19 protein-coding genes are annotated in these 19,624 nt (G+C 62.5%); 12 read left to right on the top strand and 7 right to left on the bottom strand.

The features are described 5' to 3' along the window. Window positions 1-39 precede the first annotated feature (39 nt). From ACR9WD_RS13540 to ACR9WD_RS13525, 4 genes are all read left to right on the top strand, one after another. On the top strand, window positions 40-975 hold the full coding sequence (locus ACR9WD_RS13540; RefSeq protein WP_066141556.1) for a substrate-binding domain-containing protein: 936 nt from the start codon (window positions 40-42) through the stop codon (window positions 973-975). 76 nt (window positions 976-1,051) lie between these two features. Continuing rightward, a complete protein-coding gene (locus ACR9WD_RS13535; RefSeq protein ID WP_073707839.1) occupies window positions 1,052-1,975 on the top strand; it encodes a ribokinase in 924 nt (307 codons plus the stop codon). A gap of 36 nt (window positions 1,976-2,011) precedes the next feature. Continuing rightward, window positions 2,012-2,395 carry a D-ribose pyranase gene (gene rbsD, locus ACR9WD_RS13530; RefSeq protein WP_038990905.1) on the top strand — a complete coding sequence of 128 codons (384 nt, stop codon included), beginning with the start codon at window positions 2,012-2,014 and terminating at the stop codon, window positions 2,393-2,395. 78 nt (window positions 2,396-2,473) lie between these two features. Next, on the top strand, window positions 2,474-3,298 hold the full coding sequence (locus tag ACR9WD_RS13525) for an oxygenase MpaB family protein (RefSeq protein ID WP_073707840.1): 825 nt from the start codon (window positions 2,474-2,476) through the stop codon (window positions 3,296-3,298). Here the strand turns inward: ACR9WD_RS13525 and ACR9WD_RS13520 are convergent. Beyond that, a complete protein-coding gene (locus ACR9WD_RS13520) occupies window positions 3,287-3,772 on the bottom strand; it encodes a DUF6328 family protein (RefSeq protein ID WP_038990906.1) in 486 nt (161 codons plus the stop codon). The two genes, ACR9WD_RS13525 and ACR9WD_RS13520, sit on opposite strands and share 12 nt — an antisense overlap. Before the next feature lie 168 nt (window positions 3,773-3,940). Between ACR9WD_RS13520 and ACR9WD_RS13515 the strand changes: the two genes are divergently transcribed. Together ACR9WD_RS13515 and ACR9WD_RS13510 are read left to right on the top strand one after the other, a co-directional pair. Then, on the top strand, window positions 3,941-4,306 hold the full coding sequence (locus ACR9WD_RS13515) for a hypothetical protein (RefSeq protein WP_143181149.1): 366 nt from the start codon (window positions 3,941-3,943) through the stop codon (window positions 4,304-4,306). Window positions 4,307-4,359: 53 nt separating this feature from the next. After that, window positions 4,360-6,813, top strand: coding sequence for an excinuclease ABC subunit UvrA (locus ACR9WD_RS13510; RefSeq protein ID WP_073707842.1), 2,454 nt, complete (start codon window positions 4,360-4,362; stop codon window positions 6,811-6,813). A 7-nt stretch (window positions 6,814-6,820) separates the two neighbouring features. Here the strand turns inward: ACR9WD_RS13510 and panD are convergent, their stop codons facing one another. From panD to ACR9WD_RS13490, 4 genes are all read right to left on the bottom strand, one after another. Next, window positions 6,821-7,243 carry an aspartate 1-decarboxylase gene (gene panD, locus ACR9WD_RS13505; protein WP_073707843.1) on the bottom strand — a complete coding sequence of 141 codons (423 nt, stop codon included), beginning with the start codon at window positions 7,241-7,243 and terminating at the stop codon, window positions 6,821-6,823. Between the two features lie 110 nt (window positions 7,244-7,353). Beyond that, window positions 7,354-8,895, bottom strand: a complete 1,542-nt coding sequence (gene hutH / locus ACR9WD_RS13500) for a histidine ammonia-lyase (protein WP_073707844.1) — start codon at window positions 8,893-8,895, stop codon at window positions 7,354-7,356. A 179-nt stretch (window positions 8,896-9,074) separates the two neighbouring features. Further along, entirely contained in the window at window positions 9,075-9,626 is a 552-nt protein-coding gene (locus ACR9WD_RS13495; RefSeq protein WP_038990911.1) for a DUF3060 domain-containing protein, read from the bottom strand. A gap of 419 nt (window positions 9,627-10,045) precedes the next feature. Further along, window positions 10,046-10,285: a hypothetical protein gene (locus ACR9WD_RS13490; RefSeq protein WP_434922220.1), complete on the bottom strand. Its 240-nt coding sequence runs from the start codon at window positions 10,283-10,285 to the stop codon at window positions 10,046-10,048. Window positions 10,286-10,666: 381 nt separating this feature from the next. Here ACR9WD_RS13490 and ACR9WD_RS13485 point away from each other — a divergent pair, with 381 nt between their 5' ends. Next, the gene (locus ACR9WD_RS13485) at window positions 10,667-11,176 is read left to right on the top strand and encodes a Dps family protein (RefSeq protein WP_038990915.1); all 510 of its coding nucleotides are present in this window, start codon (window positions 10,667-10,669) and stop codon (window positions 11,174-11,176) included. 82 nt (window positions 11,177-11,258) lie between these two features. Here ACR9WD_RS13485 and hutU read toward each other — a convergent pair whose 3' ends face one another. Then, a complete protein-coding gene (gene hutU, locus ACR9WD_RS13480; protein ID WP_038990917.1) occupies window positions 11,259-12,935 on the bottom strand; it encodes a urocanate hydratase in 1,677 nt (558 codons plus the stop codon). Window positions 12,936-13,074: 139 nt separating this feature from the next. Continuing rightward, window positions 13,075-14,280, bottom strand: a complete 1,206-nt coding sequence (locus ACR9WD_RS13475) for an ROK family transcriptional regulator (RefSeq protein ID WP_073707846.1) — start codon at window positions 14,278-14,280, stop codon at window positions 13,075-13,077. Window positions 14,281-14,438: 158 nt separating this feature from the next. Here ACR9WD_RS13475 and ACR9WD_RS13470 point away from each other — a divergent pair, with 158 nt between their 5' ends. The 5 genes from ACR9WD_RS13470 (at window position 14,439) to ACR9WD_RS13450 (ending at window position 19,615) form a co-directional block, all read left to right on the top strand. Further along, a complete protein-coding gene (locus ACR9WD_RS13470) occupies window positions 14,439-15,179 on the top strand; it encodes a sugar phosphate isomerase/epimerase family protein (RefSeq protein ID WP_073707847.1) in 741 nt (246 codons plus the stop codon). A 5-nt stretch (window positions 15,180-15,184) separates the two neighbouring features. Continuing rightward, complete coding sequence (locus ACR9WD_RS13465) at window positions 15,185-16,297, top strand: Gfo/Idh/MocA family protein (RefSeq protein WP_073707873.1); 1,113 nt, start codon at window positions 15,185-15,187, stop codon at window positions 16,295-16,297. A 44-nt stretch (window positions 16,298-16,341) separates the two neighbouring features. Then, window positions 16,342-17,694, top strand: a complete 1,353-nt coding sequence (locus tag ACR9WD_RS13460; RefSeq protein WP_434922219.1) for an ABC transporter substrate-binding protein — start codon at window positions 16,342-16,344, stop codon at window positions 17,692-17,694. Window positions 17,695-17,790: 96 nt separating this feature from the next. Next, a complete protein-coding gene (locus tag ACR9WD_RS13455) occupies window positions 17,791-18,783 on the top strand; it encodes a carbohydrate ABC transporter permease (protein ID WP_121867309.1) in 993 nt (330 codons plus the stop codon). Then, a complete protein-coding gene (locus ACR9WD_RS13450) occupies window positions 18,776-19,615 on the top strand; it encodes a carbohydrate ABC transporter permease (protein WP_434922218.1) in 840 nt (279 codons plus the stop codon). The genes ACR9WD_RS13455 and ACR9WD_RS13450 overlap by 8 nt, the downstream gene beginning before the upstream one ends. Window positions 19,616-19,624: the final 9 nt, after the last annotated feature.

The raw sequence follows: 19,624 nt of genomic DNA, 5'->3' as shown, positions 1-19,624 counted from the left end.
GAACCCAATAATCCAACAGCAGTTCAAAGGAGAACCCCCATGAAGAACATCGTGCGCAAGACCGCAGCCGTCACCGTCGGCCTGGCCCTGGTGCTGGGCACCGCCGCCTGCAACCGCGGCGCCGAAGCCGAAGCCGGCTCGGCCACCTTGGCAGTGTCCACCCTGAACAACCCGTTCTTCGTCGACCTGCGCGATGGCGCCGAAGCCGAGGCCGAAGCCCAGGGCATCGACCTGTCGGTGGTCGACGCGCAGAACGACTCCGCAACCCAGGCCAACCAGCTGGCCACCGCCGCAACCAACGGTTCCGCCGGCCTGATCATCAACGCCGTGGACACCGAAACCGCCGAAGCCGGCCTGGCCCCGGTTGTCGAGGCCGGCCTGCCAATCGTTGCCGTGGACCGCGCCGTAGGCGACACCAAGATCGCTTCCTTCGTGGCGTCGGACAACGTGGCCGGCGGCGAGCAGGCAGCCAAGGCGCTGGCCGAGTCGCTGGACGGCAAGGGCAAGATCATCGTGCTCGAAGGCGTTCCCGGCGCTTCGGCAACCAACGAGCGCGGCGAAGGGTTCGACAAGGGCCTGGCCGAGTACAAGGACATCGAGGTCGTCTCCTCGCAGACCGCCAACTTCGACCGTGCCGAAGCCCTGGACGTGGTCACCAACCTGATGCAGGCCAACCCGGATGCCACCGGCATCCTGGCGATGAACGACGAAATGGCTTTGGGCGCCATCCAGGCGCTGGGCGACAAGGCCGGCAAGGACGTCAAGGTAGTCGGGTTCGACGGCACCGAAGATGGCTTCAAGGCCGTCGAGGACGGCACCCTGGTTGCCACCATCGCGCAGAACCCTGCCGAGCTGGGCAAGCAGTCGGTGCAGATCCTGGCCAAGGCCATCAAGGGTGAGGAAGTCGAAGCCAACGTGCAGGTTGCCGTTGACACCGTCGACGAGAAGAACATCGCCGAGTACGCAGGCGAGTAATCTGCTTTCATAGCAGGAATCAAGCAGGACACCGGCACCCATCGGCCGCCGGGCAACGAGAACCAGGGGAATAACCATGCAGCAGCACATCCAGGTCACCATTGTGGGCTCAAGCAACGTGGACATCACCGCGTTGATGGCCCGCCTGCCCGGACCGGGAGAAACCGTGCTGGCAGATTCCTACCAGCTCTCGCCCGGCGGCAAAGGTGCCAACCAGGCGCTGGCCGCGGCCCTGGCCGGCGCCACCACCGAATTCATCGGCGCGGTCGGCAACGACTCGCACGCCGGCATCGCTTTGGGACAGCTTGAGGAAGCCGGCGTCAAGCTGGATCGCGTCACCCGCGCCAGCGAGCCGACCGGCGTCGCCATCATCCAGGTGGACTCCGCTGCGGAGAACTCCATCGCCGTGGTCTCCGGAGCCAACTCGACGGTCACCGGTGAGGCAGTGCAGGCCGCCGGGAGCATCGAGGGCATCCTGGTGCTGCAGGGGGAAATCCCTGCCTCGGGCATCAAGGCAGCCATGGATGCCGCCACCGACCGCATCGTGCTCAACCTGGCGCCGGTGATCGAATTGGACCGCGAGTACCTGCTCAAGGCCAACCCGCTGGTGGTCAACGAGCATGAGGCAGAGGCAGTGCTGCAGCAGCTGAACCCGAACCGGAAGATGAAGTTCGAAAACCATTATGAGCGCCTCGCCGGGATGCTGGTGGACGAGGGCATCGACAGCGTGGTGATCACCCTCGGCGCCAACGGCTGCCTGGTCGCCGACCGCGCCCCCTTGGAAAACGGCGGAGCGCAGGTTCGCGCGCTGCCCGCGGTAAAGGTCAAGGCCGTGGACACCACCGGTGCCGGCGACGCGTTCACCGGTGCGCTGGCCGCCCGCCTGGCCAATGGGGACGACTTGGCGCAGGCAGCGGAATTCGCCGGCAAGTTCGCGGCCCTGACGGTGCAGGCCCACGGAGCCCAGGCTTCCTACCCGCGTTCCCTGCAGAACCTCTAAGCCCCCTTATTCGAGCAAGACCTTAAGGAAGCCTCTGTGCTGAAATCCGAAATTCTCAACGCTCCGCTGCTGGCCGCCTTGGCCACCTGCGGGCACACTGACACCGTGGTGATCGCTGACTGCGGACTGCCGCTTCCACACGGCCCGCAGGTCATCGACCTGGCCCTGGTCCAGGGGGTGCTCAGCTTCGAGCAGGTGCTCGATGTCCTGTCCCGCAACCTGGTGATCGAGAACAGCACCTTGGCATCTGAAGCAGAGAATGGCCCCGTGCAGGAACTGTGCCGCACCAAGGGCCTGGATCCACAGTTCATCTCCCATGAAGAGCTCAAGGCACAGCTGCCCCAGGCCAAGGTCATCGTGCGCACCGGCGAGGCGACCCCGTACGCCAACGTGATCCTGCACTGCGGTGTAGCTTTCTGACCAGCCAGCCGTGAGCCGGTGCCCGCCGCAAGTGCGGGCGCCGGCTTTCGCGTCCCAGCGGCTGCCTAGAATGGGATTATGGAGCACAGGAACCAGTCCGGAGAAAATGGCGAGCTGTTTTCCCGGATCGCGCCGGAAGCCGGGCTGCTGCTCGGAGCCGGCCGCGCCATTCTGCTCCAGCTGGCCCACCCGCAGATCGGACGGGCTATTGCCGAGCACTCGGGCTTCGCGGCCAACCCGCTGAGCCGCCTGGTCCATACCCTCGGGTACATCTATGCGCTGAGCAACGGCACGGCAGCACAGCAGCGAACCATCATCGATTACGTCAACGCGGCGCATCGGCCCGTGCGCGGAACGCGCTCGAACGGCATGCCCGCCTATTCAGCGCTGGATCCCAAGCTGCAATTGTGGGTAGCGGCCACGCTCTATGATTCGGCACGGACCATTGCCGGCCAGATCCTGGAAGAAAGCAAGAACGAGCAGGAAGAGCTCTACTCGCAGTACGCGCGGCTCGGCGATGCCTTGCAGATGCCGGGAGATTACTGGCCCAGGAACCTGAGCCGATTCGATGAATACTTTGCGCAGAACCTCGCCACGCTGCACGTCACCGAGCAGACCCGGGCGCTGGCCCGCGAGCTTTTCGAAGCCCTCAACGCTCCGTGGTGGATCCGGATGGGCATGCCGCTGATGCGGGATGTGACCATCGCGCAGCTGCCGGCCTCGGTGCGCGAGGACTTCGGCTATCGCCTCACCGGTACGGCCGCGAAGCGCAACGCCCGGGTGATCGCTGTTGCCAGGGTGGCCACGCGGATTCTGCCGCGGTTCATCCGGCATGCCCCGATGCGCCTGGTCTTGCGACGGGTCGAGAAAATGGCCCGTGCCGGCGGAAACTCACGTCCCTGACTTGTCCTGTGCATGGTCCGGGATCAGGATTCGTGGCAGCGCCAAGAGCAGGAACAAGGCCACCAGGATCAGCGGCCCGCCGACCCACGCCCCGATCTGCCAGCCGAAAAGAACTTGCAGCACAAACCAGACGCAGCCCGAGACCAGCAGTCCCACGCCAATGCCCACGATCTTGACGATGACATGTCCCAGGTTGACCGTCTGCTGCTTCAGCCGCTGGCCGAAGAAATAGCGGTGCACTGCCACGGGCGTGATCAGCAGCAGAATCAGCAAGGTGGCAGCGACCAGCAGGATGATGTAGACGATTTCGTCGGTGCGGCTGAGCATCTCGAATCGTGCCTGGAACGGCAGCACCACGAGGAAAGCTGCAAGGATCTGCACACCGGTTTGCATTACGCGCATCTCCTGCAGCAGCTCATTCCATTGCCGGTGCGGTGCGCCATCGCTGGTATCGGGGTGGGAACGCCCGGTCATAACTGTTCTCCTTGGCCTCAATCCGTCGGCTGGCTGAACCTGCCGACCCAAAATGACTATGCCAAGCAAAGCCGTTGCGGGCAAGAGGCTTTTAATCCACCGAGCCAAACTGTAGGCCGCGGCCAGTACATTGGGGAGCCCAGCCAGACTTGAACATTGGAGGACAAGATGGAAATCGAGAGCTCCGCTGGGAGCAGTTTCGACGTGTGGTCGATGCCCAGCCGCGGCTTGGCCTGGTGCGATTGCGGCAAAGGCCATGAACTCACGGAAAGCATCGTGTACCGGGCCTTCGGTGAAGCCGGATACGAACCAAGCAGGCCGCTGACGCACGAGCAGCTGGTCGACCTGATTGCCCAGGTGTGGCACTACTCGGAAGTCTGCCGGTTCTTCCACTTGGCAGTCGAGCAGGCGGCAACGCGCATCCATGGCAAAGTCGATGCGTACTACCCGCTGGATCACAGCATCGACATCGTTGGGTTATTCTCGAAAATCTGGCAAGGCTGCCCGGATGCGGCCTGCCAGGCCGAAGGGTGAGCCAGCGGCCGGCGAATTGAGCCGAGCGTGCACGGGCGCATAGTGTGGGGAAGATGAACAGCTTTGCATCCTCCCGGGCCCCTGCCGAGCACGACGGATTCATCCATGTGCGGGGCGCCAATGAGAACAACCTGGACAATGTCGAGGTGCGTATCCCGCGCGATGCCATTGTCGCCTTCACCGGGGTTTCCGGTTCCGGGAAATCCTCCCTGGCCTTCGGCACGATCTTCGCCGAATCCCAGCGCCGGTTCCTGGAGTCCGTGGCGCCCTACGCCCGAAGGCTCATCGCCCAGGGGCACACGCCCAAGGTGGAATTCATCTCCGGACTTCCACCGGCCGTGGCCCTGCAGCAACGGCGTGGCTCCGCCAGTTCGCGGTCCACGGTCGGAACCCTGACCACGCTGTCCAACTCGGTGCGCATGCTGTTCTCGCGCGCCGGCGACTACCCCGACGGGGCAGCACGCCTGGATTCGGACGCCTTTTCCACCAACACCGCAGCGGGTGCCTGCACGCACTGCCACGGTGCGGGGACGGTGCATTCGGTCAGCGAGGCCTCGCTGGTTCCAGATCCCTCACTGAGCATCAGGGACGGGGCAATTGCCGCCTGGCCGGGGGCCTGGCAGGGAAAGAACTTGCGGGACATCACCACGCACCTTGGCTACGACATCGACGTCCCGTTCCAGCAGCTGCCCGCTGAGGCACGGCAGTGGCTGCTGTTCACCGAGGAACAGCCCGTAGTGGAAGTGACCCCGGAACGCGACCGCGTGGCCAAACCCTACAAGGGACGGTTCTGGAGCGCCGAACGCTATGTCCGGCACACGGTCGCAACATCTAAAAGCGAAAACTTGCGCACCAAGGCGCTGGCGTTCATGCATTCGCAGGATTGCCCGGAATGCTCGGGGACGGGCTTCCGCCCCGACGCCCTGCAGGTCACCTTTGGCGGCCTGGATATTGCGCAATTCAACCGCAAGCCGCTCAGTTCGCTGGCGGGGCTCTTGCGCCCCTTCGCAGCCGAGGCCGGGACTGAAGCGCAGGCCGAAGTAGTGAGCACCATCAGCGCCGACCTGCTGGGCAGGGTCGAAGTGCTGGTGGAGCTCGGGCTGGGCTACCTGAGCCTGGACCGTGGCACGCCGACGCTGTCGCCGGGGGAGATGCAGCGCTTGCGTATTGCCACCCAGCTGCGCGCAGGCTTGTTCGGCGTCATCTACGTGCTCGATGAGCCATCCGCAGGGCTGCACCCGGCCGATGTGCAGCCGCTGATCGAGGTGCTCGATGCGCTCAAGGCCGAAGGCAACTCGGTGTTCGTGGTGGAGCACAACATGGATGTGGTCAGCCGTGCGCAGTGGATTGTCGACGTCGGGCCGGGTGCGGGCAGCAACGGCGGGCAGGTGCTCTACAGCGGAGAAGTCGCCGGCCTGTCCGAAATCGAAGCATCCGTGACCCGGCGTTTCCTGGATCCGGGGCCGGCGCCGCGGCGCGAGCAGCGTGAACCCGGTGGATGGGTGCGCCTTCGCGGAGTGGAACTGCACAACCTTGCGGGAGTGGATGCGGCGTTCCCGCTGGGAGTCTTCTGTTCGGTCACCGGTGTGTCCGGCTCCGGAAAGTCCAGCCTGGTCTGCGGGGCCCTGGCCCAGGCTGCGGGCGGCCCAGTGGCCGAAGCGGAAGAGCTTGAGGTGGCAACGGAACGCGCGGTGATCGCCGAGGTGACCGGGGCACAGCAGCTCAGCCGGGTGGTGCTGATGGACCAGAAACCCATCGGACGCACCCCGAGATCCAATGTCGCCACCTACACGGGCCTGTTCGATGCGGTCCGCAAGGCGTTTTCCGAACTGCCGCTGTCCAGGGAACGCGGCTACAGTGCTGGCCGGTTCTCCTTCAATGTCGCCGGCGGACGCTGCGAAACCTGCCAAGGCGAAGGCTATCTGGAAATCGAGTTGCTCTTCCTGCCCGGGACCTATGGGCCATGCCCCGAATGCCACGGAGCCCGGTACAACGAGCAGACCCTTGAGGTCGAGTACCGGGGCAAGAACATTGCCCAGATCCTTGAGCTGGATGTGAGCGAAGCCGAGGAATTCCTCTCCGGGATTCCTGCGGCGGCGCGGGCGCTGGCTACCCTGCGCGAAGTCGGCCTCGGCTACCTGCAGCTAGGCCAGCCAGCTACCGAAATGTCAGGTGGCGAGGCCCAGCGCATCAAGCTGGCCACTGAGCTGCAGCGGCAGCGCCGTGGGCACACGCTCTACCTGCTCGATGAACCGACCACCGGTTTGCACCCTGCCGACGTGCAGCTGCTGGTATCGCAGCTGCAGCAGCTCGTCGACCAAGGCAACACCGTTATCGTGGTGGAGCACCAGATGGATGTGGTGGCCGCCAGCGACTGGGTGATTGACATGGGACCTGCCGGCGGAGATGGCGGCGGGCGCATTGTTGCCGAGGGGACCCCGACGCAGGTGGCGCACAACAAGGCCAGCCGGACTGCGCAATATCTTGCGCGCCGGCTGGCCTTGTGAAGCTGGATTACTTGCTGTTCAGCAGTGCGTGCGGCGGGGTCTGCACCCCGTCGGCCACTGCCGCGGCAGGGTCATCACCCAGGTGGATGATCCGGTTATCGGCATCCACATGCACCACGCTGGGCACGTAGCTGCGCGCCTCGGCATCTTCCATCTGCGCGTAGCTGATCAGGATGACCAGATCCCCTGGGTGCACCAGGTGCGCGGCCGCGCCGTTGATGCCGATAACCCCGCTGCCAGGCTCGCCGGCAATGGTGTAGGTTTCCAGACGTGCGCCGTTGGTGATGTCGACGATGCTGACCAGTTCACCGGGCAGGATATCCGAGGCTTCGAGCAGCTCGGAGTCAACGGTGACCGAGCCTACGTAGTGCAGGTCAGCCTGGGTGACAGTCGCCCGGTGGATCTTGGACTTGAACATGGTGCGTTGCATTAGATGATTCTTTCACGCGAGGTAAGTGGTTTCCCGGTATCCAAGTTTACGCCCCTTGCCCGCAGAAGCCCCAGCAATGTCCGGCACCCCACACAGTTGTCCTCGAACAGCTACTTCGCCAGATGGGTTTCCAGCACGCGATGCACTTCGCCGGTGGCCAGCAATTCGCAGGCCGCTTCCAGCTCGGCAGAGAGGAAACGGTCTTCGCCTGGACCTGCGACCTTGGTGCGCAGCAGCTCCAGCACGGCACCGGTGGCCGGCCCCGGCTGCAATGGCTTGCGCAGGTCCAGCGCACGGCCGGCAATCAGCATTTCAATGGCGAGGATGCGGCGCAGGTTGCCTACCGCGGTGCGCAATTTGCGGGCCGCATGCCAGCCCAGGGAAACATGGTCCTCCTGCATTGCCGATGACGGGATGGAATCCACGCTCGCCGGTACGGCCAAGCGCTTATTCTCGGCAACCAATCCCGCCTGGGTGTACTGGGCGATCATCATGCCCGAGTCCACGCCCGGGTCATCAGCCAGGAAAGCCGGCAGGTCGCGGGACCGGGCAGGGTCGAGCATGCGGTCGGTGCGGCGTTCGGCGATGGAGCCCAGATCGGCAACCGCGATGGCCAAGAAGTCCAGGACATAGGCGACCGGAGCGCCATGGAAGTTGCCGTTGGAGGTGACCTCGCCCGAAGGCAGCACGACTGGGTTGTCGATGGCCGCCGCCAGTTCGCGGGTGGCAACCAGGCGTGCGTGGGCGATGGTGTCGCGCACGGCGCCGGTCACCTGTGGTGAGCAGCGCAGCGAGTAGGCATCCTGCACCCGGCCGTCGCCTTCGCGGTGCGAGGCGACAATGGGGGAACCGGAAAGGAAGTTGTACATGTTCGCCGCGCTGCGGCCCTGTCCCGGGTGCGGGCGCAGCGGCTCGTGCAGTTCGGCGCGGAAGACCTGGTCGGTGCCCATCTGGGCTTCGACGCTCATGGCGGCGGTGGCATCGGCAATGTCTGCGAGCTCTTCCAGATCCGCCAACGCCATCAACAGCTGGCCGAGCATGCCGTCCGTGCCGTTGACCAGCGCCAGGCCTTCCTTCTCCGCCAGTTCCACAGGTTCCAGTCCTGCTTCTGCGAGGAGTTCCGGCACGGGGCGCTGCACGCCCTCGCGGTCGGTGGCTTCGCCTTCGCCCATCAGCACCAGGGCACAGTGGGAGAGCGGGGCAAGGTCGCCCGAGCAGCCCAGCGAACCGTATTCGCGCACTACCGGGGTGATGCCGGCGTTGAGCAGTCCAACCATGGTCTCCAGCACGACCGGGCGTACGCCGGTGCGGCCGGAGGCCAAGGTCTTGGCGCGCAGGAACATCAGCGCACGCACCACTTCTCGCTCCACCGGTTCCCCCATGCCGGCTGCATGCGAGCGGATCAGCGAACGCTGCAGCTTGGCGCGGTCCTCGGGCGCGATATGGCGGGTAGCCAAGGCGCCGAAACCGGTGGAAATGCCATAGACCGGGGTGTCGGCCGAGGCGAGGGCATCGATGTGGGCGCGAACCGTGGCCAGTTCTTCGAGGACCTGTGGCGCGATGCGGATCTGCGCGTTGTGCCGGGCTACCGCAATCACGTCATCGGCGGTTGCTCCAGTAAGGTCCAGGGTGACGAGTGGGGAAGCAGTCATGATGTTCAATCCGTTCTCTGCGCTGCAATGAGGTCTCTAATTTCCATTGTTCGGCAGATCGGGATGGCACGGCATCGATAATCGGGTCATCTGTCCGAAATGCCAGACAGTGCCACGGAGACAGAAGGGAACGGACTGCAATTGGCATGCCAATCGCGGTCCGTTGAAAATTCCGGGATCTAGAAGGTGATGCCTTCGAAGGCGTCCTCGCCGAACTTGTTCGACGAACCGTTGTCAGTGAACTTGGCGTTCTCGTTGAGGGATGCGGCCGAATTGCCGATGCCGCTAAAAGCTACCTGCTTGATGTTCTTGACCGCTGCGATATTTCCGTTGCCGCTTAGCTCGAGGTTCGTGATGTGCGGAGCGACGATCATGTTTCCGTCTCCAGAGACGGTCACGTTTTCACAATCACCGACGAGCTTGAGCATTTGGCCCATGTCGGCGATATCCATGCTGCCCGTGCATCTGACTTCGGTCGCTTGCGCATCGAGGAAATCATAGACGGACTGGAACGTGCTGTCCGCAGGTGATTTCGGAACATTAGGCGTGCCGGTAGCCGCGCCTTCCGAGGCCTTGGCGCTCGGGGTGACGGTACCTTCGATGGGACCAGCATTCTCCGGAGCCTTGGTCTCTTCGCTGGAGGATTCAATGCTCACGCAACCTGACAGCGCTACGGCAAGGAATCCAACCGCCAGCGGGCCAGCGAAGCGATTGGCAATTTTCGAGAACATTTACATCCTGTCAGTCGAACCGGCCAGCACATTCGGATACACGGTGCCTATATCCATTCTGCGTCGAACAGCAATAAATAACCAACGGGAGTGGCAGAGGAACGAACGAATATTCTCTAATGGTTATTGGCAGGTCCGAGACCAAACCCGAGAAGATCTGCTGGCGATTCTGCGTCGCAAAAAGAGTAATCGCTTCACCACTTGCCCGGTGCAAGCAGTGAAGCGATTGCAAGTGCCCAACTGGAGAATGGGCCACAATTCCGCGTGGCAGGAGTGTCTGCCTAGCTGCAAGCTCCCTAGAACCCCTCTTCCTGTTCTTGGGAACCAAACTGGCTTTCATTGTTGCCGTATGCCTGGCCAGACTGGCTATCGCCCAGGGATTCCTGCCCCGGGTCGCTGCCGTAAGGCTGGCCCTCGTTCTATCCGAATGATTCTTGGCCGGACTCTTCATCGTGACCGTAGGATTCTCCTTGGCTTTCGCCGCCGTATGATTCCTGGCCGGATTCGATTCCGCCTCCAAAGGACGGCTGTTCTGACGGCTGTCTTTCAAATCCGCCGTTGCTTCCTGAATCGAAATCTGAATTGGACTGGCTCTCGTAGCCTTCAGATTCGTTGTTGTCGAAGTTCCCGAACTGCTCGTTTGCATCCTGCTCAGACATGTCGTCCTCCGTGGATCGGTGATTCCTGACGTGCCTAGGGCTAGGTGCCCGAAGGTGCCTGCTCAAGCTTTCCGGGAAGCTCTGAGCAGCTGGCAACCTGCAGTTAATGCAATCCCCATGCAACTTGCAGAGACAGGTCAACATCCACCAAGTTTTGCTGCGACTGGAGCTGGCTCCAGCCAATTCCGTGAATCCGAATGGCAGGCAGCATGGCTCGCGCTGGGATTGCAGGAGAATCTCGGCACGAGAGAAGAGAAAGCTGGACGTTGCCCGAAAGAAAGATCCACTCGTTCGGAATCGGGGTGCCAAGTCGATAGTGTCAAAAGCGGGACACCGAGAAAGGTCTTGCCCCAAGCGTCCATGACAACGTAAGGAGAAGCATTGGCTAATTCGAAGAATACTCCAGCGAAGAAAACCGATCGCGAGAACGCAGAGAATGGCTTCGTGGCACCGGAGGTGCTGCGCGATTCCTTGCAGACCGTGCTGGTCCAGCTGCTGGATCTGCAGTTGGTAGGCAAGCAGATCCACTGGAATGTTGTCGGTCCCAACTTCCGCGACCTGCATCAGAACCTTGACGAAATCGTTGATATCGCACGTCGCGGTTCCGACGAAATCGCCGAGCGGATGCGCGCATTGCATGCCACTCCCGATGGACTGGCGGCAACGGTCACAAAGTACACCAAGTTGGAACAACCGGTGAACACCGAAATCCTGACGACTAATGCAGTGGACATGGTTGTCAAGGCGTTGCAGACAACCGTGGGCGTCATGCGCGAGGTCCATGATCCGGTAGACGAGGCGGATCCAACTACGGCCGACATCCTGCACCAATACATTGCGGATCTGGAGCAGCAGGCATGGTTCATCAGTGCCGAAACCCGCAAGCCATAGTGCCGGAAGTGATGACCAGCAATTAGATGACAATAGCTTGAGGCGCCACCTCGGTGGCGCCTCAAGCTGATTTAAAAGGGTGCTACTTCTCCTGCGCTGCCATCGGAATGCGCACTCCGCGCTCGGCGGCGACCTCGGCGGCACGTTCGTATCCGGCATCCACGTGGCGGATGACGCCCATGCCCGGATCATTGGTGAGCAGCGCTTCGAGCTTCGCGGCAGCCAGTTCGCTGCCATCAGCCAAGGAAACCTGGCCGGCGTGGATGGAACGGCCCATGCCGACGCCGCCGCCATGATGGATCGATACCCACGAGGCACCGGAGCTGGTGGCGGTCAGCGCGTTCAGCAGCGGCCAGTCTGCCACGGCATCGCTGCCGTCCTTCATGGCCTCGGTTTCGCGGTATGGCGATGCTACCGAACCTGAATCCAGGTGGTCGCGTCCGATCACGATCGGTGCGGACACTTTGCCTTCGGCCACCAGCTGATTGAACAGCAAGCCCGCCTTGTGGCGCTCGCCGTAGCCCAGCCAGCAGATTCGTGCCGGCAGGCCTTCGAATTCCACATGCTTCTCGGCGGCATCGAGCCAGCGGTGCAGGTGCTCGTTCTCCGGGAACAATTCCTTCAGCGCCTGGTCGGTGACCTTGATGTCTTCCGGATCTCCGGACAGCGCCACCCAGCGGAATGGGCCCAGCCCCTCGCAGAACAGCGGGCGGATGTAGGCCGGGACGAAGCCCGGGAATTCGAAGGCGCGGGTGAAGCCGCCCTTGCGAGCCTCGTCGCGGATCGAGTTGCCGTAGTCGAAGACCTCGGCGCCTGCCTCCTGGAACCCGACCATGGCCTCGACATGCGCGGCCATTGCGGCCTGCGACTTCTTGGTGAAGCCCACCGGATCCGCTTCGGCCTCGGCGTGCCACTGCTCCATGGTGAATTCCACCGGCAGGTAGCTCAGCGGATCGTGGGCGCTGGTCTGGTCGGTGACGATGTCGAAGGCGAATTCACCGGCTTCGTGGCGCTTGAGCAGTGCCGGGAAAACCTCCGCGGCGTTGCCGACGTAGCCAACGGACAGCGGACGTCCTTCGGACTTGGCCGCCAGCACCTTCTCCAGCGCCTTGTCCAGATCCAGCTCGACTTCGTCGAGGTAGCGCTTGGATGCACGGCGGCGCAGGCGGGTTTCATCGACGTCGACAATCAGCACGGCACCGCCATTGAGGGTTACCGCAAGCGGCTGGGCGCCGCCCATTCCGCCGCAACCGCCGGTCAGGGTCAAGGTACCGGCCAGCGTGCCGTTGAAGCGCTTCTTGGCGATCGCGGCGAAGGTCTCGTAGGTGCCCTGCAAGATGCCCTGGGTGCCAATGTAGATCCAGGAGCCGGCGGTCATCTGGCCATACATCATCAGGCCTTCTGCTTCGAGCTTGCGGAAGTGCTCCCAGTCGGCCCAGTCGCCCACGAGGTTGGAGTTGGCAATCAGCACCCGCGGCGCCCACTTGTTGGTCTTGAAGACGCCCACGGGCTTGCCGGACTGCACCAGCAGCGTTTCGTTCTCTTCCAGGTCCTTGAGCGTCTCGACAATGGCGTCGAATGCTTCCCAGGAACGGGCCGCCTTGCCGGTTCCGCCGTAGACCACGAGATCCTCGGGTCGTTCGGCGACTTCCGGATCCAAGTTGTTCATCAGCATGCGCAGTGGGGCCTCGGTGGCCCAGGATTTGGCGGTCAGTTCGGTGCCGCGCGGGGCGCGGACGACACGTGGTTCGTGGCTCATGGCAATTCCTTACGATGTAACGTAGCTAACTGATTCCATCATTGGCCATGAGCCATGGGTTGGACACCGGAGAATCGGCACAGCTGTCCGGTATTTCAGATTCATAGGAATTTACGGGTGCGTCCAGCTGCTAGCTGGCTCAGATCAGCGCCAGCGCGCTACGCTCGATTTCCTGCGGACTCAGCGCCTGGCTGACGGCGATCATGCTGGCTCCACGCAGGGCACCAGCCTCCCAGCTGCGCGATGTGCGGATCTGCAGATGCTGGGTCGATAGCGGGGCTCCGCGCTGGTAAACCACTTCGCGGATGCCTGCCAGCAGGTGCTCTCCGGCGGCAGAGATCCGTCCGCCCACCACGATCAGCGATGGGTTCAGCAGGCTCACGCTAGCAGCCAAAACTTCGCCCAAATCGCGCCCGGCCTGGCGTACCGCGCGGATCGCCTGGATGTTCCCCGAATTCACCAGGCCAACCACATCCATGTTGCTGTTGGCCTCGATGCCTTCTGAGCGCAGCGCGGCGGCAATCATGGGCCCGGAGGCCAGGGCTTCCAGGCAGCCTTCATTGCCGCAGTGGCAGAAGATGCCGTCGCCGCGGCGAATGCGCACGTGCCCGATATCGCCGGCGGTGCCTTGCGCCCCGCGCTGCAGCAGTCCTCCGGAGATGATGCCGGAGCCGATGCCGGTGGCCAGCTTGACGAAGATGAAGTCCTCGCTGCCGGACTCCAGCTGATCTTTCTCGCCAATGGCCATCAGGTTCACGTCATTATCCACGACAACCAGGGCATCCAGATACTGCTGGAACCAGGCAGGGATGTCGAAATCGTCCCATCCGGGCATGATCGGCGGATTGGCCGGCCGGCCGGTCTCGAAATTCACCGGTCCCGGCACGCCCATGCCGACGGCAATGACGTCTTCGCGGTCGCGGTCCAAGGAAACCAGTAATTCCTTGGCCAGATCCATGGCAGTTTGCAAGATCTCTTCAGGTCCATCGGCGAAGGAAATGGGTGTCTGGGATTGCACCAGGGGAGTGCAGGCAAGGTCGGAAAGCGCAACGCGCAGGTGGCTGGCTCCCAAATCGATGGCCAGCACCAATCGGGCGTCGGGGAGCAATGAGAGCCGTTGGGGAGGGCGACCGCCGGTGGAGGCGCCATCGGCGATCGCGCCGATCAGGCCGAGGTGGATGAGCACATCCAGACGTTCTTGAAGGGTGGAACGAGCCATGCCGGTCAGTGCGGCAAGGTCGGTGCGGCTGTGCGGGGCGCCGTCCATGAACAGTTGCAGGACCTCGCCGGCACCACTGGCGCCACGGGCGAACTGCAGGCTTTGGGGGCTCGAAGGATTGGCCATGAACCCAGTAAAACACAGCAGTGGACGAGACAGAGAAACACTTTAAAAGAATGTCGACATACTTCTATTGACTATCGACATAAGTAAAACTAGTCTCAGTGTGTGACGCACGTCATGATCATCCGGATCGCACCCACCACTTCATCCAGGAGACGCCTTTGCCTGCCCACGACCTATCAATCCAGCTGTACACGCTGCGCGAGCACATCGCAGATGACCTTAAAGCGACCCTTCAACGGGTAGCCGGCATCGGCTACACGCAGGTTGAGCCCTACAACTTCGTGGCTCGCTCCGACGAGTATGCCCAGGCGCTGGCCGAGAATCAGCTCAGCGCACCCACTGCCCACGCGCCATTGCTCTCTTCGGACTACGACGAGGTCTTCGTGGCCGCAGGAAAACTCGGCATCACCACCGTTATCGATCCGTTCATCCCGGCCGAGCAGTGGCAGGATGCCAAATCCATTCGCGCCATCGCGGACAAGCTCAACGCAGCCGCCAGGCTGGGTGGCGAATACGGCATCAAGGTCGGGTACCACAACCACGACTGGGAAATCTCCAGCAAGATCAATGGCGCAACAGCACTGGAATACCTCGCCAGCCTGCTGGACCCGGACGTCGCGCTGGAAGTGGACACCTACTGGGCTGCCGTGGGCGGCGCCGATGTGCTCCAGCTGCTTGAATCACTCGCTCCCCGCGTCGTGGCCCTGCATATCAAGGACGGGCCGAAGTCGAAGAATCACAAGGAACAGGTCGCAGTCGGGAGTGGCTCCATGCCGATCGACCAGATCATCGGTGCCACCAGCGGCCTGCTGCATGTGGTGGAACTCGATGACTTCGCCGGTGATATCTTCCAGGCCGTGACCCAAAGTCGAGACTACCTGGTAACCGAAAGGAACTAGTGCAGATGGAATCCCAGAACCAGCCTATGGGCGTGGGCATTGTCGGCGCCGGCACGATCAGCGACCAGTATCTGGAGAATCTCACCGCATTCCCGGATCTCGCGGTACGATTCATCGCCGACCTCGATACCCAACGCGCAGCAAGCCAAGCGCGCAAATGGTCTGTTGAAGCCTCGGGAACCTATGCGGAATTGCTGGCCCGCGACGACATCCAGATCGTCGTGAACCTGACCATCCCGGCGGTCCATGTCGAGGTGGCGTTGCAGGCGGTAGCCGCCGGCAAGCACGTATGGGGCGAGAAGCCCTACGCGCTGGACCGCGAATCCGGGCGGCAGCTGGCTTCAGCAGCCAAGGCGGCAGGCGTCCGGGTTGCCGTGGCTCCAGACACCATCTTGGGTGCGGGCGTCCAGAGCGGCCTGCGGCAGATCGAAAGCGGCGCCATCGGCACCCCGCTCACGGGACTGGCTATCTTCCAAGGCCCGGGACCAGAATCCTGGCACCACAGCCCCGAATTCCTCTTCGCCCACGGCGCTGGACCGCTCTTCGATCTCGGCCCCTACTACCTGACCACCCTGGTGCGGGTTTTCGGCCCGGTCGCCAAGGTCGCCGCCTTGGGTTCCCAGGCCAGGGCGCAACGCGTCATCGGTGCCGGTCCGAAGGCTGGAACCAGTTTCCCGGTCCAAGTTCCAACCCACGTCTCAGCGTTGCTCTCCTTTGAATCCGGGGCCAGTGCTCAGTGCATCTTCAGCTTCGACTCAAAGCTGAAGCGTGCAGGATTCGTGGAGATCTCGGGAACAGAAGGCACCGCGCAGCTTCCGGATCCCAACGAATTCACCGGGGACACCATCCTCCATTTGGCGGACCAGGAACCGAGTGTTGTCGTAGCCCAAGGATCCCGATACGGGCGCGGCACGGGCGTTGCCGAACTGGCCCAAGCCATCCGCGAGGGCCGCAAGGAACGCGTGCCAGGCGAATTGGCGTTCCATGTCCTGGACATCATGGTCAGTGTCGCAGAAGCCATCGAGTCGGGAGCATTCGTCGAGGTGGCCTCGACCGTCGAGCCCATCGAGTTGCTGGACCCGGCCTGGGACCCTTCGGCCCCCAGCATCCTTGCCTGAATCCTGCCCTTCGCAACACCACCCGCATCTGAAAAGGAACCACCATGCCTTCACCCCATTTCACGAATAATCTAGGGCGCATCGTCGCGATCACCTCCATCGCTGCGCTCTCGCTCAGCGGCCTGGCCGGCTGCTCCGGCGCGGCTTCCGGCTCCGGGTCGGCGGAAGCCGGCGGAACCATCACCTACTGGGCTTCGAACCAGGGAAGCTCCGTCACCCAGGATGAAGAGATCCTGGGTGAATCCATCAAGCGGTTCACCGAGGAAACCGGCATCGAGGTCGAGCTGGAGGTCGTCCCCTGGGCAGACCTGTACAACCGCATCCTCACCGCCGTCTCCAGCGGCGAAGGCCCTGATGTGCTGAACATCGGGAACACCTGGGCTACCACCTTGCAGGCCAGCGGTGCCTTCGTCCCCTTTGAAGGCGAGGCGCTTGAAGCCGTGGGAGGCGCAGAAAAGTTCGTGCCCGCGGCCCTGGCTACCGGTGGCGCCGAGGGGCAGGCCCCCACCTCGTTGCCGTTGTACTCCATGGCCTACGGCTTGTACTACAACACCAAGATGTTCGAGGAGGCCGGCATTAAGCAGGCGCCGAAGACCTGGGATGAATTCCTGGCCACCGCCAAGAAGCTGACCAAGGATACCGACGACGACGGCAAGATCGACCAGTACGGCTTCGCCTTGGCCGGACAACGTACCGCCAACAATGCCCACGCTGCATTCATCCTGGGCATGCAGAACGGGGGCGAGCTGTATACGAAAGACGGCAAGCCGGACTTCACCAATGATGGCATCGTCAGTGGCGTCAACGACTGGATCCAGCTGATGGGCGAGAACGGCGTGGTCTCCAAGTCCAACGCCGAGATCAATGACGGTTCGGTGCTCCCAGGGGAAATCATGGACGGCAACGCCGCCATGTTCTTCGACCAGGCCCCCGGGAAGTCGTTCAAGGCCGCTGGCTTCGAGGACTATGCCATGGCGCCCATCCCGCTGAAGGATTCCGGGGCAACCGGGCCGGAAGCCACCCAGTCGCTGGTTGCAGGCATTAATGTCAGCGTCTTTGAGAACTCGGATAACAAGGACGCCGCTCTCGAATTCGTGAACCACTTGCTCAGCGTCGATGAGCAGAAGACGCTGAATGCCAAGTACACCTCCCTGCCATCGGTCACGGAAGCCTTTGACGACCCGGCCTTCGGCACTGATGAGCAGCAGGCCAAGAAGGAAATCCTGGCCAATAACGCGGCCCCGATGCCGCTGTTCCCCACCGAGGGCCAGATGGAATCGCTTGTCGGCGAGGCCATCGCCAAGCAGTTCGCCCGCATCGCCCAGGGCGAGGAAATCACCGAGGCGGATGTCCGCAAGGCGTTGGAAGACGCGCAGCAGCAGATGCCAGCCAGCTAGCGGGCCGACACGTTGCGCTGGCTGCGGGATCGGACTTTTTCGTGCCCCTCGCGGCCAGCTGCAACACTCGCATTCGTTTACATGAAAGGAGGCCAAATGCCGACGATCACCCAGGCACCGCCTGAAACCAGCGAACCGCTCAAGCCCCGCGACGCGTCAAAGGCAATCAAGCGCAGTTCAATCAAGCGCGACCGGTTCTTCCCCTATGCGCTCTCAGCTCCTGCGGCATTCCTGGAACTGCTGATCCATATCGTTCCGATGCTGCTCGGCGTATGGATTGCTTTCCTCTCGCTAACCCAGTTCTCCATCGCCAACTGGGTCAAGGCCCCATTTGTGGGCTTGCAGAACTTCATCACCGCGCTGGACCCCAACGGTCCCATCGGTTCGCAATTCTTCGATGCGCTGGGCCGGACCTTCCTCTTCACCGTCCTGGTCGTGGCGATCGCCTGGAGCCTGGGCATTTTCGCAGCGGTGCTGCTGGCCTCCAAATTCCGCGGCAACGGATTCTTCCGCACCCTCTTCCTCGTGCCTTACGCACTGCCAAGCTATGTCACCACTATCGCTTGGGCGTTCATGTTCAACCAGCGTGATGGCATGGTCAACCGCTTCCTCGTCGAAGACCTCGGGATCCTGGACGAAGGTCCGTTCTGGCTGCTGGGCGGGAATTCCTTTTTCGTGATGGTGGTTGTCGCCGTCTGGCAATTCTGGCCTTTCGCCTTCCTGATGCTGCTTGCCGCCGTGCAATCCATCCCGAACGAAGTCTATGAGGCGGCATCCCTGGATGGGGCCAGCCTGTGGAAGCAGTTCACCAGCATCACCTTGCCGATGATCAAGCACGCCAACGTGGTGCTGTTGCTGATGCTCGGACTGTGGGTCTTCAACCAGTTCGATATCCCTTACCTGCTTTTCGGTCCGGTGTCGCCGGAAGAAGCAACCCTGATTTCCCCGTTGATCTACCAGCAGTCCTTCAACAACTGGAACTTCGGGGTGGGCGGCGCCTTGAGCGTCGTTCTGCTGATCGCGCTGCTGATCGTCTCAGCGTTCTACATCCGACTTGTCATGCCGAAGGAAAAGAGCATCGATGATTGAGACCCGCGGCTTCCGCATCCTGCGAGTATTCGGATTGGCCTTCATCACCCTGATTATCGTCTTGCCGCTCTACGTGGTGATCACGACCTCCATCAAGCCGCTCAAGGATGTCCGCGGCGCTTTCGAATGGATCCCGTCGGAATTCACCCTGGCCCCGTACCTGGATATCTGGACCACGGTCCCGCTGGGCAAGTACTTCGCCAACTCGATGATCGTCACCATCAGTGCGACCATCCTCTCGGTGTCCATCGCTATCCTGGCCGCCTATGCGCTCTCGCGCTTCGACTTCCGTGGCGCGCGGTCCTTCCGGCTGATCGTGCTCTCCACCCAGATGTTCCCCGGAATCCTATTCCTTCTGCCGCTGTTCCTGATCTTCACCCAACTTGAGCGTGCCGAGGGATTGCAGCTCAACGGAAGCTACCTGGGGCTGATCGTCACCTATATGACGTTCTCCCTGCCATTCTCCATCTGGATGCTCACCGGGTTCTTTGCTTCCATGCCCAAGGAATTGGAAGAAGCCGCCATGGTTGACGGACTGGGCCGGCTCGGTGCACTGGTCAAGGTGGTTCTCCCCGTGGCGCGCCCCGGCATCATCGCGGTGTCGGTGTACTGCTTCATCACTTCCTGGAGTGAAGTGCTCTTTGCAAGCGTGCTCACCAACAAGGACACCAGGACGCTGTCCATCGGTTTGCAAGCCTACGCATCGCAGACCGATGTGTACTGGAACCAGATGATGGCCGCTTCGGTGGTTGTTTCGATCCCGGTGCTTGCCGGATTCCTCTTTGCACAACGGCACCTGGTCGCGGGCCTGTCTTCCGGCGCGGTCAAGTAAGAACAGACA

The organism is Glutamicibacter sp. PAEs-4 (assembly GCF_051161755.1).
GTDB classification, from domain to species: Bacteria; Actinomycetota; Actinomycetes; order Actinomycetales; family Micrococcaceae; genus Glutamicibacter; species Glutamicibacter nicotianae.
The sequence above is the reverse complement of the archived record's forward strand: the minus strand, read 5'-3'. Positions and strand labels throughout refer to the sequence as shown.